This window comes from Mesorhizobium sp. M1217, from assembly GCF_040318275.1.
Lineage (GTDB): Bacteria > Pseudomonadota > Alphaproteobacteria > Rhizobiales > Rhizobiaceae > Mesorhizobium.
Genome location: NZ_JAMYMA010000004.1, coordinates 201,881 through 218,335, shown reverse-complemented (window position 1 = coordinate 218,335; position 16,455 = coordinate 201,881). Strand labels below are relative to the sequence as shown.

The following is a 16,455-nucleotide window of genomic DNA, read 5'->3' as shown; positions in this document are numbered from 1 at the left end:
ATAGAGATCAGCCGATCCGGCCGAGAAAGCAGCCGAGCGGCGGCAGGGATAGAGCTCCTTCCTGCAAGACGCCGGTAGTACTGCCAAGATCTATCGGCTCTATCACATCCAGATCCGGCGGCGATTGCCAGCCGGCCGGCTCATCGGCAAAATTGAAGACGCAGAGCAGCTTTTCGTCACCGCCTTCGCGAATGAAGGCAAGGACGTCGCCCTCAGCATCGAGAAACCGGATCGAGCCTCGAACCAGCGCCGGATGCTGCTTGCGCAAGGCCAGCATCGCCCGGTAGCTCGCCAGGACGGAGGTTTGCTCGCCGTCCTGGACATCGACCGCGCGGGCGCGATGGTTTGCCGGGACCGGAAGCCACGGCTTGCCGGTTGAAAAGCCGGCATTATCGGCGCCAGCCTCCCAGACCATCGGCGTGCGGCACCCATCCCGCCCCTTGATCTCCGGCCAGAAGCGGATGCCGAAAGGATCGCGCAAATCCTCGAACGCCAGCTCGGCCTCCTCCAGCCCGAGCTCCTCGCCCTGATAGAGGCAGATCGACCCGCGCAGGCAAGAAAGCAGCACGATTGAGAATTTCGCCACCCTGTCCGGATCGCCGCCCGGCCTTGTCCAGCGGCTGACATGGCGCACGACATCGTGGTTGGAGAATGCCCAGCAAACCCAGCCGTCGAACACCGTACTCTCGAAGGCCTCGACACAACCGCGCACATGCGCCGCGGAGAATTGCGGGCCAAGCAGGTCGAACGTGTAGGACATTTGGAGCTTGTCGCCGCCGCCCGTGTAGGCGGCAAGCGTCTGCAACGAACGGCTTTCGTCACCAATCTCGCCGACCGCGGCGCGGCCTTCGTACTCGTCAAGCAACGCCCGGAAGCGCCTGAGAAAAGCAAGGTTTTCCGGCTGCGTCTTGTCGAACAGATGCTCCTGGTAAAAATAGGGGCTGGTTGCCGTATTGGTGCCGGCGACGCTTTCCGCCAAAGGCGGGTTGCTGCGGAGCCAGCGGTCGTGGACGTAATAGTTGACCGTATCCAGCCGGAAACCGTCGACGCCACGCTCGAGCCAGAACCGCACCGTTTCCAGCAAGGCGTCCTGCACCTGCGGATTGTGGAAATTCAGGTCCGGCTGCGAGGCGAGGAAATTATGCAGGTAATATTGCCTGCGCGTTGCGTCCCATTCCCAGGCGGGGCCGCCGAAAAGCGACAGCCAGTTGTTGGGCGCGGTGCCGTCGGGCTTCGCATCGGCCCAGACGTACCAGTCGGCCTTGGCGTTATCGCGGCTCGTTCGGCTTTCGACGAACCATTCGTGCCGATCCGACGAATGTGACAAGACCTGGTCGATGATCACTTTCAGGCCGAGCCGGTGCGCCTCTGCAATCAGCGCGTCGAAATCCTCTGATGTGCCGAACATCGGATCGACGGCGCAGTAATCCGATACGTCGTAGCCCATTTCGGCCATTGGCGACTTGAAGAAAGGCGACAGCCAAACGGCGTCGACACCGAGCGATGCGACATGGGCAAGCCTCGAGGTGATGCCGAGGAGATCGCCGCTACCGTCGCCTGTCGTGTCCTGGAAGGAGCGCGGGTAGATCTGGTAGATGACGCAGCCGCGCCACCATTCGGCATTGTCACCCATCATGGCTCTCCCCTGCGCCCGCCTGCGCGGCCCTGCTTTCGATCATGAATATGACCGTTCGCCCCAAAACCGGCCGTGAGATATCGCCACTATCCGTTTCGATGGCTGGGCACCAATGAAAACCCGCCCGTTCCGGCAGCGTGAACATGCAGGCCCGACGGTCACCATTGATGATCACGGCAAGGCGACCGTCCTCATCGCCGAGAACCATGACCAGCCGATGCCGCCTAGGATCGTGCCAGGCTGCTTCGTCGAGCGGCACGCCGGTTTCGCTCAGCCAGACGACGTCAGCTATTTCCGAGCCGGCCGCAGGCTCGCCGGTGAGAAAGCTTGCGTCCAAAAGCGCCGGCGCGGCACGACGCATCTTGGCGAGCAGAGCCGTGTACCGCTCCAGCGCCCGGTCGCGCCCGGCCCAGTCGAGCCAGGTGATGTCATTGTCCTGCGCGTAGGCGTTGTTGTTGCCGCGCTGCGTGCGGCCGAATTCGTCGCCGGCCGTCAGCATGATCGTGCCGCGCGAGGCAAAGAGCGTCGCCAGCAGTGCGCGTTGGTCATCGAAACGGGCCGTAACGATTGACTGGTCGTCGGTCTGGCCCTCGACGCCATTGTTCCAGGACAGGTTGTCGTCGTGGCCGTCGCGGTTCTGTTCGCCATTGGCCTCGTTGTGCTTGTGTTCATAGGCAACGATGTCGGCCAGTGTCATCCCGTCATGTGCGGCGATGAAATTGATGCTGCGGACCGTTGCCTGGCCTGGTTTGGCAAAGACATCGGACGACCCCGCAAGCCGCGTCGCCAGCGCACCGATCATGCCGCCGTCGCCGCGCCAGAAGCGGCGGATATCATCACGGTATTTGTCGTTCCATTCGAGGAAGGGCGGCGGAAAATTGCCGAGCTGATAGCCATCCGGTCCGATGTCCCAAGGCTCAGCGACCAGCACACGGTCGGCAAGAACTGGGTCGTTGCGAATGGCGTTCAGCAGCGGCGCATCGGCGTCGAAAACGCCGTCGACGCGGCCAAGGATCGGCGCCAGGTCAAAGCGGAACCCGTCGACACTGGCGTGCTGGACAAAGTGGCGAAGCGTGTCGAGGACCATTTCCCGGACGACCGGATGATCGCAGGCAACCATATTGCCGGTTCCGGTGTCATTGACCAGAGCGCCGTCGGCCTCGTGCCGGTAGTAGGCGCGGTTGTCGAGCCCGCGCAGCGACAATGTCGGGCCGAGCCGGTCGCTTTCGCCGGTGTGGTTGAACACCAGGTCGAGAATGGTACCGATGCCGGCCTCGCGCAGCGCGGCGACCGTTTCGCGCAGCTCAGCCAGACCGCCGGGCGCCAGTCGCGGATCCAGCGCCATGAAGGTCACGGGATTGTAGCCCCAGGCGTTGCCCAGCCCGAGCGGCGGCAAATGCCGTTCGTCGATCGATGCAGTCACCGGCATCAACTCCACGGCTGCAACGCCGAGTTTTTGCAGATGCTCGACAACAAGAGGATGAGCGAGGGCTGCAATGGTGCCGCGTTGCTTCTCGGGAATGTCGGGATGCAGCTTTGTGAAGGCGCGCACCTGCACCTCGTAGATGAGGCCGCCGGGCCTAAACAGAGGCGGCAAGGCGGGCAAGGGTTCCGGCAAGGCGCCGGCAATGGCCTTCGGCATCAGCGACGCCGTGTCGCCCCCCTCGCCCTGGCGTGCGGCGAGCCGGCCGTCATAGGCATAGGGTCTGTCGATCTCGACGGCATAGGGATCGGCCAGCAGCTTGTCGGGATCGAACCAGAGCCCCTGTTCCGGCGCGTAGTCGCCATCGGCGCGGAACCCGTATCGGGTGCCGGCGGCGAGACCGGCAACAAAAAGCGTATGCACGCCGTCGCCCTCGGGCTGCAGTTCAAGCCGGTCGATCTCGCGCCTTCCTCGCTCGTCGAAAATCGAGACCCAGATGCGCCGAGCCGACGAGGACCATACGGCGAAGCGAATGCCTTCTTTGGTGATGGTTGCGCCGAGTTGGCTCACGCGCGCTCACAGCAGCAGGTCGTAGACAGTTTGAGGCGTTGCCAGGTTAGCTCCCCCTTCTCCCCTTGTGGGAGAAGGTGTCGCCGAAGGCGACGGATGAGGGGTGCTCCAGCTTGGCGCGGACGGCATTCCTTCCAACACCCCTCATCCGTCTCGGCGCTTCGCGCCGATCCACCGCCCGGGGGCGAGCCACGGGTCTCGCCCCGTCCTTCGGACCCCACAAGGGGAGAAGGAGAGGCGCGCCGCTCCAAGCTCACGTAATCACGCTCGGCTTGGCGCGGCCGGTATGGCTGCGAATCCCGGCAATGTCGTCGGCCGCCGCGATCAGATCGGCAAGCGCCTCCTGGGTGTCGAGATCGTGGCGATTCTTGTCCGGCTCGTAGCGCTCGACATAAAGCCGCAGCGTCGCGCCCGAGGTGCCGGTGCCGGACAGGCGGAAGACGACGCGTGAGCCGCCTTCGAACAACACCCTGATGCCCTGGTTCTTGCTGACCGAGCCATCGACCGGATCGTGATAGGCGAAATCATCGGCGCTGGCGATCGTCATGCCGCGCACGCTGGTGCCAGGCAGCGAGCCGAGCTTGGCGCGCAGCTCGTCGACAAGCGCGTTGGCACGATCGGTCTCGACCTCCTCGTAGTCGTGGCGCGAATAGTAGTTGCGCCCATAGGCCGCCCAATGCTCGGTGACGATCTGCCTGGCGCTTTCACCACGCGCGGCAAGGATGTTGAGCCACAAAAGCACGGCCCACAGCCCGTCCTTTTCGCGGACATGGTTGGAGCCGGTCCCCGCACTCTCCTCGCCGCAGATCGTCGCCATGCCGGCATCCAGCAGATTGCCGAAGAACTTCCAGCCGGTTGGCGTTTCATAGATGCCGATGCCGAGCTTTTCAGCGACCCGGTCGGCAGCACCGCTGGTCGGCATTGAACGGGCGATGCCTTTCAGCCCGGCCTTGTAGCCCGGAGCCAGATGGGCATTGGCAGCGAGCATCGCCACCGAATCCGACGGGGTTATGAAAATGCCCTTGCCGATGATCAGGTTGCGGTCGCCGTCGCCGTCGGAGGCAGCGCCAAAGTCGGGCGCATCCGGCCCCATCATCTCGTCGTAGAGGTGTTTTGCATGCACCAGATTGGGATCGGGATGGTGGCCGCCGAAATCCGGCAGCGGGATAAAATTGCGAGCGGTGCCGTTCGGCGCGCCTAGCCGGTTTTCGAGGATCTCCTTGGCGTAGGGGCCGGTCACCGCATGCATGGCGTCGAAGCGCATGCGGAAGCCTGATTTGAACAGCGCCCGCAAGGCATTGAAATCGAACAGGCTTTCCATCAGTTCGGCATAGTCGGCGACCGGATCGATGATTTCGACGGTCATGTCTCCTGCCTTGACCGTGCCGATCGCGTCGATGTCGACCGGTCCGATATCGGCGATCTTGAAGCTCGAAATCGCCTTGGTTTTTTCGAAGATCGCGTCGGTCAGCTTTTCCGGCGCCGGGCCGCCATTGCCGGCATTGTATTTGATGCCGAAATCCTCATGCGGGCCACCCGGATTGTGGCTGGCGGACAGGATGATGCCGCCGAAGGTCTTGTATTTGCGGATGACATGCGAAGCGGCCGGCGTGGATAAGATACCGCCCTGCCCGACCATCACCTTGCCGAAGCCGTTTGCCGCGGCCATGGCGATGGCCTTCTGGATGACCTCGCGGTTATAAAAGCGGCCGTCGCCGCCGATCACCAGGGTCTTGCCCTCGAACCCGTCCAGCGCGTCGAAGATCGACTGGATGAAGTTCTCGGCATAGTGCTCCTGCTGGAACACCGGGACTTTCTTGCGCAGCCCGGAGGTGCCGGGCTTCTGGTCGGGATAGGGTTTTGTGGCGACAGTGCGGATCATCAGTCAGGCAGCCCTTTTCGAAAGCAGCAAGCGATAGAGTTGGACATATTTTTCGGCGCTTTTGTCCCACGACACGTCGGCCTTCATGCCTTGCCGCTGCATCGACGCCCACACCGCGGAATTGGCATGCGCTTCGACAAGGCGGCGGATGGCGTGCAGCAGGGCGCCAGCATTGGCGGGCGCAAACTGGAAGCCGGTCGCCACGCCGGCAGAGATGGCGGCTTCGTTGGCATCGATAACCGTGTCGGCAAGGCCGCCGGTGCGCGCGACGACCGGCACGCAGCCATAGCGCAGGCCGTAAAGCTGCGTCAGCCCGCAAGGTTCGAAGCGCGACGGGATAATGATCGCGTCGCAGCCGCCCTGCATGGTGTGGGAGAGCCCCTCGTCATAGCCGACGACGACGCCGATGCGACCACGATGGCGGGCTGCGGCGGCAAGCAACGCGCCTTCGAGCCCTGCGTCGCCAGACCCAAGGACTGCCAGCCGTGCACCTGCCGCGACGATACCGTCGACGGCCGCCGCCAATATGTCCATGCCCTTTTGCCAGGTCAGCCGGCTGACGACGCAGACGATCGGGCTATCGTCGCGATCGAGGCTGAAACGGTCCTCGACCGCGGCCTTGTTGGGCATTCGCGCCTTAAGCGTCTTTGCCGTGTAGTTGGAGACCAGATGCGTGTCGGTTTCCGGGTTCCAGATCTCGGTATCGATGCCGTTGACGATGCCATGGAGATCGACGGAGCGCATGTTGATCAGGCCGTCGAGGCCCATGCCGAATTCGGGCAAGCGGATTTCCTGCGCATAGGTCGGGCTGACCGTGGTGATCGCCCAGGCGGCCTGCAGGCCGGCCTTGAGGAAGCCGACGCCGCCATAATATTCGACGCCGTCAAGCGCCATCGCCGCCGCCGGCAGGCCAAGCTCGCCAAAGATGCCGGCGCCGAACTGGCCCTGGAAGGCGAGGTTATGGACGGTGATCATCGACGGCGTGCCGACCGCCTTGCCGTAGCGCATATAGGCGAGCGTCATTGCCGACTGCCAGTCATGGGCATGGACGATATCGGGCAGGTAGCCGGAGATGGCGCCGGCAGCAATATCACCGCCGACCTGGCTCAAGGCCGCGAACCGCCGCCAATTGTCCGGCCAGTCGGCGCCGGTCGCGTTGCCGTACGGGCCGCCGGGACGGTCGAAAAGATGCGGCGCGTCGAGCACAAACAGGTCGAGCCCGGCGATCTGGACGGCATGCACCGAAGCCTTCCCACCCTGCAGCAATGGATATTGCTGAACCGCCTTCTTTTTCCTGAAGGCGCCCATCACCTGAGGATAGCCGGGGACGAGCGTGCGCATGTTGACGCCGTTGCCGGCCAATGCCACGGGCAAGGCGCCAGTCACGTCGGCGAGCCCTCCGGTTTTGACCAGCGGAAAGATCTCGGGCGCCACCGACAGAACCTGCATGCACTACGATCCCAGCCTGTTGACCATGTCCTGCGTGACCAGGCAGATGCCTTTTTCCGAAACGCGGAAACGCTTGGCGTCGAGGACAGGATCCTCGCCGACCACCAGCCCCTCCGGGATCCTGACGCCGTGATCGATGACCACGCGCTTCAGCCTGGCGTTGCGGCCGACATGGACGTCGGGCAGCATGACGACCTCCTCCAGCGTCGAATAGGAATTGATGCGCGCCCCGGTGAAGATCAGGCTTCGCTTCAGCGAAGCGCCCGAAACGATGCAATCGCCCGACACGAGAGACGACACGGCCGACCCGCGGCGGCCATCTTCGTCATGCACGAACTTTGCCGGCGGCTTCAACTCGGCGTAGGTCCAGATCGGCCAGTCGCGGTCGTAGAGGTCGAGTTCCGGCGTGATGTCGGTCAGGTCGATATTGGCTTCCCAATAGGCATCGACCGTGCCGACGTCGCGCCAATAGGCCTCGTTCTCGGCGGTCGAGCGCACGCATGATTTGGCGAAGCGATGCGCGATCGCCTTTCCGTGTTCGACGATGTAGGGGATGATGTCCTTGCCGAAGTCGCGGCTGGAGCCGGGCTCCGCCGCATCGCGACGCAATTGCTCCATCAGGAACTTGGTCTTGAACACATAGATGCCCATCGAGGCCAGCGCAAAATCCGGCTTGTCGGGAATGCCCGGCGGATCGGCGGGCTTTTCGATGAAGGAGATGATGGTGTCCTTGGTGTCGACATGCATGACGCCGAAGCCGGTGGCTTCCATGCGCGGCACTTCGAGGCAGCCGACGGTGACATCGGCGCCGGCCTCTACATGCTGGCGCAGCATCAATTCGTAATCCATCTTGTAGACGTGGTCGCCGGCCAGGATGACCATGTATTCCGGCCCATAGGCCTCGATGATGTCGATGTTCTGGTACACGGCGTCGGCGGTGCCCTCATACCACTGTGTTTCCGACACACGCTGGCTGGCCGGCAAGATGTCGAAACTCTCGTTGCGCTCGGGCCGCAGGAAGTTCCAGCCGCGCTGCAGGTGGCGGATCAGCGAATGCGCCTTGTACTGGGTGGCGACGCCGAGGCGGCGGATACCGGAATTGAGCGCATTGGACAGCGCGAAATCGATGATGCGGGTCTTGCCGCCGAAATAGACCGCCGGCTTGGCGCGGCGGTCGGTCAGTTCCTTGAGCCGGCTGCCACGGCCGCCGGCCAGCACATAAGCCATGGCGTCGCGTGCCAGCGGCTGTGTTCGTTTTGTTTCAGCCATTCCTATCCTCCCAGGTTAGATGCTCCAGACATAGCTCAGTCCGGGACGAATTCGAGCATGATCGTCGACAGCGGCGGCAAAAGCATCGTCGCCGAAATGCCTCCTCCTTCCGCCCGAGCCTCGACGAGGCCGCTGTTGCCCTTGCCGGAACCGCCATAGTCCGTGGCGTCGGTGTTGATGATCTCGCGCCATTTTCCGGTCTGCGGCAACGGCACGCGGTAATTGTCGCGCGGCACCGGCGTGAAGTTGGAAATGACGGCGACCGGGTTGCCGCCCGGCGCGCTGCGCAGCCAAGCGAACACCGAATTCGCGCTGTCATCGACGATCAGCCAGGAAAAGCCCTCCGGCTCGCAGTCGCGGGCATGCAGCGCCGGGCGCGAGCGGTAGAGATAGTTGAGATCGCGCACCGTCTGCCAGACACCACGGTGGAGCCGGAAATCGAGCAGGTTCCAGTCGAGCGCGCGCGCCTCGCTCCACTCGCGGCGTTGCGCGAACTCCTGGCCCATGAACAACAGCTTCTTGCCGGGATAGCCCCACATGAAGGCGTAATAGGCGCGCAGCGTCGCGAATTTCTGCCAGTCGTCGCCGGCCATCTTGTTAAGCAGCGTTCCCTTGCCGTGCACCACCTCGTCATGGGACAGCGGCAGCACGAAGTTCTCGCTGAAGGCGTAGACCAGGCCGAAGGTGATGTCGTTGTGGTGATGCTTGCGGAAGATCGGCTCCTTGGAGAAATACTCCAGAGTGTCGTGCATGAAGCCCATGTTCCACTTGAAACCGAAGCCCAGTCCGCCCTCGTGCACCGGCTGCGAGACTTTCGGCCACGAGGTCGATTCCTCGGCGATGGTCATCACACCCGGATGGTGGCCGTAGACCTCCTTGTTCATCCGTTGCAGGAAGCTGACCGCTTCCAGGTTCTCGCGCCCGCCCCTCTCGTTGGGAATCCATTCACCAGCCTTGCGCGAATAATCGAGATAAAGCATCGAGGCGACCGCATCGACGCGCAGACCGTCGACGTGATATTTCTCTGCCCAGAACAGCGCATTGTTGACAAGAAACGAGACCACCTCGCGACGACCAAAATTGTAGATCGCGGTGTTCCAGTCGGGATGGAAGCCCTTGCGCGGATCGGCATGTTCGTAGAGTGCGGTGCCGTCGAACTTTGCCAGACCGTGTTCGTCAACCGGGAAATGCGCCGGCACCCAGTCGAGGATGACGCCGATGCCGGCGCGGTGGGCACCGTCGACGAAGCGGGCAAAACCGTCCGGATCGCCAAAGCGGGCGCTCGGCGCATAGAGACCGGTCGTCTGGTAGCCCCAGGACGGGTCATAGGGGTGTTCGGAGATCGGCATGAATTCGATGTGGGTGAAACCCGTCTCGACCACATAGGGGATCAGCCGGTCGGCGAGTTCGTCCCATGACAGGAAGCTGCCGTCGTCGTGAAGCCGCCATGAGCCGGCATGGACCTCGTAGATCGATACGGCCTCGCGCCTGTGGTCGGCATTGCGCCAGTAGTTCCGGTGCGCCTCGTCGCCCCATTCATGCACCGGCGGCAGCGCCGTCACCGAGGCGGTAGCCGGGCGCAGTTCGGATTTGAAGGCGAACGGATCTGCCTTGAGCGGCAATCTCACGCCATCCGGCCCGATGATCTCGTATTTATAAGGGCGGCCGGCGCCGATGTCGGGAATGAACAGCTCCCAGATACCGGTATCGCGGCGGTCGCGCATGGTGTGCCTGCGGCCGTCCCACTCGTTGAAGTCGCCGACCACCGAGACACGCCTTGCATTGGGCGCCCACACCGCAAAATGTACGCCCGATGCACCCTCATGGTCGATGAGATGAGCGCCGAGCTTGTCGAACAGCCTGAGATGCGATCCTTCGGCGATGTAATAGTCGTCCAGCGGGCCGAGCACGGGGCCGAAGGAATATGGATCGGTCAGCCACCAGTCGCCGCCGGCGTTCCTGGCGTGATAGCGCAGCGGCTGGCGTTTGCGCAGCGACAGTTTGCCCTCGAAGAAGCCGCGATCGTCGCGTCTCGACAGCTCGCCGGCCTTCTTGCCGGTCAGCGTATAGGCGGTGACGGACTCGGCATGAGGGACGAAGCAGCGGCCGACAAAGCCCTTCCCCGCCTCATGCACGCCAAGCACGGAGAACGGGTCGCCATGCGTGCCGGCGACAATCGCCGCGACATCGCCGGCTGGCGCCAGTCCGTCCGGCCCGCTTGTCGCAACGGTCGCGCGCGGCTTGCTCATCAGGCAGTGTCCCTCCTCGGGCACCAAGTGCGTGTTTCTAGTGAAGTTTTGAATTCGACAGTCGCAGGCCGCCTGACCTTCCAAGGGATGCGAAGGTCAAATCACTCCACTAGGGCCACATTGTTCCTGGTCTCATGCAATCACATCAGGCGGGCACGTGCCAGATGTCTTTCGCATATTGGCGGATCGTGCGGTCGGACGAGAACCAGCCGACGCGGGCGACATTGCGGATGGCTCTGGCGTACCAGTCCGGGCTGTTGCGCCAGACGGCATCGACGTCGCGCTGGGTGGCGGCGTAGGCATCGAAATCCGCAGCGACCATGAACCAGTCGCTCTGGTAAAGGCCGTTGATCAGGTCGCGATAACGGTCCGGATCGTCAGGCGAAAAGACCCCGGACGAAACCGCGGCAAGCGCCTGCGCCAATTCAGGCGATCCCTCGATTACGGCGCGCGGATCGTAACCATTGTTGCGCCGCTCGGCGACCTCATCAGTGGTCAGGCCGAAGATGAAGATGTTGTCGTCGCCGACGCATTCCTTGATCTCGACATTGGCGCCGTCGAGCGTGCCGATGGTCAGCGCGCCGTTCAGCGCGAACTTCATGTTGCCGGTGCCGGACGCTTCCATGCCGGCGGTCGATATCTGCTCCGAAAGATCGGCGGCCGGCATCATGATCTCGGCTAGGCTGACATTGTAGTTCGGCACGAACACCACTTTCAGCAAGCCGCGCACCGCCGGGTCGCGGTTGATGACCCGGGCGACGTCGTTGGCAAGTTTGATGATCAGCTTGGCGTTGTGATAGCTGGGCGCCGCCTTGCCGCCGAAGAACTTGACGCGGGGCATCCAGTCGCGCTCCGGATGCGAGCGGATCTGGTCGTAAAGCGCGACCGCTTCGAGAATGTTCAAGAGCTGGCGCTTGTATTCGTGGATGCGCTTGACCTGGATGTCGAACAGCGCCGAGGGGTCCACCTTGATGCCGAGCCGGTCGGCAACGAGATTGGCAAGCCTCGTCTTGTTCGCCCGTTTGACAGCGGCGAACTTGTCGCGGAAGGCAGCGTCCTCGGCGAAAGGATCGAGCAGCTTTATCTCGTCGATGTCGTCGAGGAAGCCGTCGCCGATCGCCTCTCGGGTGAGTGCCGTGAGGCCGGGATTGCACTGTATCAGCCAGCGCCGCGGTGTGATCCCGTTGGTCTTGTTGTTGATGCGATCCGGGTAGAGCCTGTGGAGGTCGGCAAACACCGTCTCCTTCATCAATTCCGTATGCAGTGCCGAGACGCCGTTGATCGAGTGCGAGCCGACAAAGGCCAGATTGCCCATACGCACGCGGCGATCGCCATTTTCCTGGATCAGCGAGATGCGGCTGATCTGCTCGTCCGAGAACTGGTCGGAGACGCGCGCCTCGAGCAGCACCTCGGCGTTGATGGCGTAGACGATCTGCATGTGGCGCGGCAACAGCCGCTCGAATAGCGGCACGGGCCAGCTTTCCAGCGCTTCGGGCAGCAGCGTGTGGTTGGTGTAGCCGAAGGTGCGCTTGGTGATGCTCCACGCCTGGTCGAAATCCATGCCGTGGACATCCATCAACAGGCGCATCAGCTCGGGGACGGCGATGGCCGGATGGGTGTCGTTGAGATGGATCGCCGCCTTGTCGGGCAGCGATTGCAGGTCGCCATACTGGCTGAGATGACGCTGAAGGATGTCCTGCAGCGAGGCGGTGGAGAAGAAATACTCCTGCCTGAGCCGCAACTCCTGGCCTGCCTTGTGGGAATCGGCCGGGTAAAGGACGCGCGACAGCGCATCGGCCTTGTTGCTCTCGGCGAGCGCGCCGATGTGATCGCCGGCGTTGAACTTGTCGAGCAGGATCGGATCGACCGGCATGCCGGACCACAGACGCAGCGTGTTGACGCGGTTGGCCCGCCAGCCAACCACCGGGGTATCGTAAGCAACGGCCAGAACATGTTCGGTCGGCTTCCAGACATGGCGCTCGAGCCTGCCATCCTTCGAGGTGATCGATTCCACCGAGCCGCCGAAGCCGACCTCGAAGGAGCGTTCGCGGCGTTCGAACTCCCAAGGATTGCCGTGATCGAGCCATGTCTCGGGCAGTTCGACTTGCCAGCCGTCATGGATCTCCTGCCGAAACATGCCGTTGGCGTAGCGAATGCCATAGCCATGCGCGGGGATATCGACGGTAGCCATGCTTTCCATGAAGCAGGCGGCGAGCCGGCCAAGGCCGCCATTGCCAAGGGCAGCGTCCGGTTCGAGCGCAGCAATGATGTCGAGGTCGACGCCAAGTGACGACAGCGCCTCGCGCATATTGTCCATCAGGCCGAGATTGGAGAAGGCATCGCGCATCAAGCGGCCGATGAGGAATTCCAGTGACAGGTAATAGACGCGCTTTTCCTGCTGGGCGTAGGCCTCTTGGGTCGCCTGCATCCAATGATCGACGATGCGGTCGCGCACAACCTTGATCGAGGCGGTGAGCCAATCGTACTGGGTTGCAACGTTGGTGCCCTTGCCGACCCTGTATTTGAGGGCCTGCAAGACTTCGTCGGCGAGCGTCTTGGGATCCGGGTTTTCGAGGGTGGGCAGAGGAGCTTCGGTTGTCATCGCGCGCGTCATGCTGCCTCTCGTGACGTTGCCAGGATCATGCGGCTTTCACCATCTCCGCCAATGCTAATGCATCCCACCGGATGTTCAATGGATTCAGGCGACCGCAAGCCGGGTTGCCCTGCGGCAATTTGGCATTGAAACACCGCGCCCTCAGCGGCGGGCCTCAAGTTCTTGTTCAGGCCGCCAGCGCCGCCTCCGGCGGCACCTTGGCGCCGGTCATGAAGGCGACCGCGTCGGACATCGTATACTGCTTCGGATCGATGACGCACAGGCGACGGCCGAGCCGATGAATGTGAATGCGGTCCGCCACCTCGAAGACATGCGGCATATTGTGTGAAATCAGCACGATCGGCAGGCCTCGGCGTTTGACGTCGAGTATCAGTTCGAGCACGCGGCGGCTCTCCTTGACGCCGAGCGCGGCCGTCGGCTCATCCATGATGACCATCTTCGAGCCGAAGGCCGCGGCGCGCGCCACCGCCACGCCCTGGCGTTGACCGCCGGAGAGAGTTTCCACCGCCTGGCTGATGTTCTGGATGGTCATCAGGCCAAGTTCGGTCAGCTTGTCGCGGGCGCGCTTTTCCATCGCCGGACGGTCGAGCATGCGCAGCCAGCTGCCAAGAAAGCCCGGCTTGCGGATCTCGCGGCCGAGAAACATGTTGTCGGCGATGGACAGCGCCGGCGACAGCGCCAGGTTCTGGTAGACGGTCTCGATGCCGGCTTCGCGGGCCTCCATCGGCGATTTGAATGCAATAGGCTTGCCTTCAAGCCGGATCTCGCCTTCGTCGGGCACGACCGCGCCGGAAATCGCCTTGATAAGCGACGACTTGCCGGCGCCGTTGTCGCCGATGACAGCAAGGATTTCGCCCGGATAGAGATCGAAATCGGCATTGTCGAGGGCGGTGACGCGACCGTAGCGTTTGACCAGGCTGCGGGCGGTAAGGATCGGTTCCTGAGTCTGGTTCATGCCGAGATCTTCCTGATCCACTGGTCGATACCAACAGCGATGATGATAAGGGCGCCGACAGACAATTGCGTCCATTGGGGATCTGTCCCCCAAAGCCTGAGGCCGAGCGCGAACACCCCGACGATCAGCGCACCGAAGATGGTCCCGAGGATGGAACCGCGGCCGCCGAACAGTGATGTGCCGCCAATCACCACGGCGGTAATCGAATTGATGTTCTCGAACTGCCCGGCCTGCGGCGAGACCGATCCGATGCGTCCGATCAAGGCCCAGCCGGCGATGGCACAAATGATGCCGGTCAGGGTATAGACCGTGACCAGCATCCGGCTGACGCGCACCCCCGACAGTTCCGCGGCTTCCGGGTCGTCGCCGACTGCGTAGACATGCCGGCCCCATGCGGTGTGATTGAGCACGTACCAGGCAATTGCCCCCATGATCAGCACCAACAGCACGCCATAGGTGAAGACTGCGCCGCCGATCCTGAACGAGCCGCCGAAAAACTGCAGCAGCGGTGCCGTCGCCTCGAGATCCTGGCTGCGGATGGTCTCGTTGCCGGAATAGATGAAGTTGATGGCAGCGTAGATCGACCAGGTGCCGAGCGTCACGATGAAGGGCGGCAGTTTCACCCAGGCGATGAGAATGCCGTTGATCAAGCCGCAAATCGCGCCGACAAGCAGCCCGATGGCAACGGCGACCGGCGCTGGAACACCGTAATGCATGGCAAACTGGCCCATAACAACCGAGCTCAGCACCATGATGGCGCCGACTGACAGGTCGATGCCGGCGGTGAGCACCACCAGTGTCTGCGCGATGCCGACCATGCCGGTTATCGCCACCTGCTGGAGGATCAGGGTGAGGGTGAAGGGAGAAAAGAAGCGTCCGCCGACGACGACTGCGAACAGAACCACCGAGATGAGCAGGATGATCAGCGGCACCATGGCCGGGCTTTTATGCAAGCGGTGCTGGATGCTCTCCAACGTCGAGCGGGAATGCGTCTCGAATGATGCGACGCTGGCGTCGCTAGCGGCCAGGACCGTCTCGAATTCCTGCGGTCCCTTGCTCCTGGTTGTTTCGACGCTCAAGTCGGCCTCCCCGCCTGTGATGTGGAGCGGCCGAAACCGCTCCACATTCCCTATTGTTCTTTTGAAGTTGAGCCGATCAGGGGATCAAATCAACCCCAGCACTTGCTGAGGCCTTGCTTCGTGTCGATGGATTCGATGCCGGCGGCAGGCTTGTCGGTGATCAGCGTGACGCCGGTGTTGTAGAAGTTCAGACCGGGCGACGGCTCAGGCTTCTTGCCGGTGTCGGCAAAGGTCTTGATCGCCTCGATGCCGAGCGAGGCCATGAGCAATGGATATTGCTGTGAAGTGGCGCCGATCACGCCCTCGGCAACGTTCTTGACACCGGGGCAGCCGCCATCGACCGAGACAATCAGGACGTCCTTCTCCTTGCCGACGGCTTTCAGCGCCTGGTAGGCGCCCGCGGCCGCAGGTTCGTTGATGGTGTAGACGACGTTGATATCCGGATCCTTCTGCAGGCAATTCTCCATGGCAGTATGCCCGCCATCCTCATTGCCGCTCGACAGATCGTGACAGACGTTGCGTGCGTCGGTTTCGTCGCCGATCTTCTTGGGATCGCCGAGGTCGATGCCGAAGCCCTTCATGAAGCCTTGATCACGCTGGACGTCGACGGAGGGCTGGCTGGCGATCAGATCCATGTAGGCAATGTGCGCATCCTTGGCCTTGTCGCCCAAGGTAGCCTTTGCCCAGGAGCCGATAAGCTCGCCGGCCTTGAAATTGTCGGTCGCAAACGTCGCATCCGCGGCATCGGCAGGCTCGAGCTGCGTGTCGAGAGCGATCACCAGCACCCCTGCATCGCGCGCCTTCTTCACCGCCGGCACGATGGCCGCAGTGTCGGTGGCGGTGATCAAAATGCCCTTGGCGCCGTCGGCGATGCAGGATTCGATCGCCGCAACCTGGCCCTCATTGTCACCTTCCGCCTTGCCGGCATAGGCTTTCAGATCGACACCGATTTCCTTGGCTTTCGCGGCGGCACCTTCCTTCATCTTCACGAAGAAGGGATTGGTGTCGGTCTTGGTGATCAAGCAGGCGCCGACCCCGGCGGCCGATGCCGTCGACGCAAACGCCATCAGGCTCAGTCCGGCCGCGGCAAACACGGTGGATTTCAACAGTTTTGACGTGGTCACGATTTTCCTCCCATTGAACCATTTAGGATGCCGGCCAACCGGCATCTGCAGCGCGTCCGACGAAATCTGCCAGTGTCGACGCCGATCTCAAGAGACACCAGTCCGCCAGCACTGTCAATAATTAAATCACTCTTATTTATTATTGACAACGCAGGATTGTTCACTCACTCTAGACCAAAAGCATTGAGGGGAAACGACGGGAGGA

The 16,455-nt window shown here is 62.6% G+C and carries 10 protein-coding genes; all 10 read right to left on the bottom strand.

The window, feature by feature from the left end:
- Positions 1-7: 7 nt before the first annotated feature.
- Entirely contained in the window at positions 8-1,636 is a 1,629-nt protein-coding gene (gene bglA / locus NKH37_RS08510) for a beta-galactosidase BglA (RefSeq protein ID WP_353040927.1), read from the bottom strand.
- On the bottom strand, positions 1,626-3,629 hold the full coding sequence (glgX, locus tag NKH37_RS08505) for a glycogen debranching protein GlgX (protein WP_353005128.1): 2,004 nt from the start codon (positions 3,627-3,629) through the stop codon (positions 1,626-1,628). Before glgX ends, bglA begins: the two co-directional genes overlap by 11 nt.
- Before the next feature lie 253 nt (positions 3,630-3,882).
- The gene (locus tag NKH37_RS08500) at positions 3,883-5,511 is read right to left on the bottom strand and encodes an alpha-D-glucose phosphate-specific phosphoglucomutase (protein WP_353005126.1); all 1,629 of its coding nucleotides are present in this window, start codon (positions 5,509-5,511) and stop codon (positions 3,883-3,885) included.
- Between the two features lie 3 nt (positions 5,512-5,514).
- The gene (gene glgA, locus NKH37_RS08495) at positions 5,515-6,960 is read right to left on the bottom strand and encodes a glycogen synthase GlgA (RefSeq protein ID WP_352814739.1); all 1,446 of its coding nucleotides are present in this window, start codon (positions 6,958-6,960) and stop codon (positions 5,515-5,517) included.
- Between the two features lie 3 nt (positions 6,961-6,963).
- Positions 6,964-8,229, bottom strand: a complete 1,266-nt coding sequence (glgC, locus tag NKH37_RS08490; RefSeq protein ID WP_023718448.1) for a glucose-1-phosphate adenylyltransferase — start codon at positions 8,227-8,229, stop codon at positions 6,964-6,966.
- A gap of 35 nt (positions 8,230-8,264) precedes the next feature.
- On the bottom strand, positions 8,265-10,478 hold the full coding sequence (glgB, locus tag NKH37_RS08485; RefSeq protein WP_352483653.1) for a 1,4-alpha-glucan branching protein GlgB: 2,214 nt from the start codon (positions 10,476-10,478) through the stop codon (positions 8,265-8,267).
- A 145-nt stretch (positions 10,479-10,623) separates the two neighbouring features.
- Positions 10,624-13,092 (bottom strand): glycogen/starch/alpha-glucan phosphorylase, encoded by a 2,469-nt coding sequence (locus NKH37_RS08480; protein ID WP_023718450.1) that lies wholly within the window; start codon positions 13,090-13,092, stop codon positions 10,624-10,626.
- A 166-nt stretch (positions 13,093-13,258) separates the two neighbouring features.
- The gene (locus NKH37_RS08475; RefSeq protein ID WP_023718451.1) at positions 13,259-14,047 is read right to left on the bottom strand and encodes an ATP-binding cassette domain-containing protein; all 789 of its coding nucleotides are present in this window, start codon (positions 14,045-14,047) and stop codon (positions 13,259-13,261) included.
- Positions 14,044-15,126, bottom strand: coding sequence for an ABC transporter permease (locus NKH37_RS08470; protein ID WP_023718452.1), 1,083 nt, complete (start codon positions 15,124-15,126; stop codon positions 14,044-14,046). Before NKH37_RS08470 ends, NKH37_RS08475 begins: the two co-directional genes overlap by 4 nt.
- An 89-nt stretch (positions 15,127-15,215) precedes the next feature.
- Positions 15,216-16,232, bottom strand: coding sequence for a sugar ABC transporter substrate-binding protein (locus NKH37_RS08465; protein WP_023718453.1), 1,017 nt, complete (start codon positions 16,230-16,232; stop codon positions 15,216-15,218).
- Positions 16,233-16,455 lie beyond the last annotated feature (223 nt).

Coding starts and splice junctions, on each gene's coding strand:
- bglA (WP_353040927.1), bottom strand. CDS start 1,636: ATGATGGGTGACAATGCCGAATGGTGGCGCGGCTGCGTCATCTACCAG.
- NKH37_RS08500 (WP_353005126.1), bottom strand. CDS start 5,511: ATGATCCGCACTGTCGCCACAAAACCCTATCCCGACCAGAAGCCCGGC.
- glgA (WP_352814739.1), bottom strand. CDS start 6,960: ATGCAGGTTCTGTCGGTGGCGCCCGAGATCTTTCCGCTGGTCAAAACC.
- glgC (WP_023718448.1), bottom strand. CDS start 8,229: ATGGCTGAAACAAAACGAACACAGCCGCTGGCACGCGACGCCATGGCT.
- glgB (WP_352483653.1), bottom strand. CDS start 10,478: ATGAGCAAGCCGCGCGCGACCGTTGCGACAAGCGGGCCGGACGGACTG.
- NKH37_RS08480 (WP_023718450.1), bottom strand. CDS start 13,092: ATGACGCGCGCGATGACAACCGAAGCTCCTCTGCCCACCCTCGAAAAC.
- NKH37_RS08475 (WP_023718451.1), bottom strand. CDS start 14,047: ATGAACCAGACTCAGGAACCGATCCTTACCGCCCGCAGCCTGGTCAAA.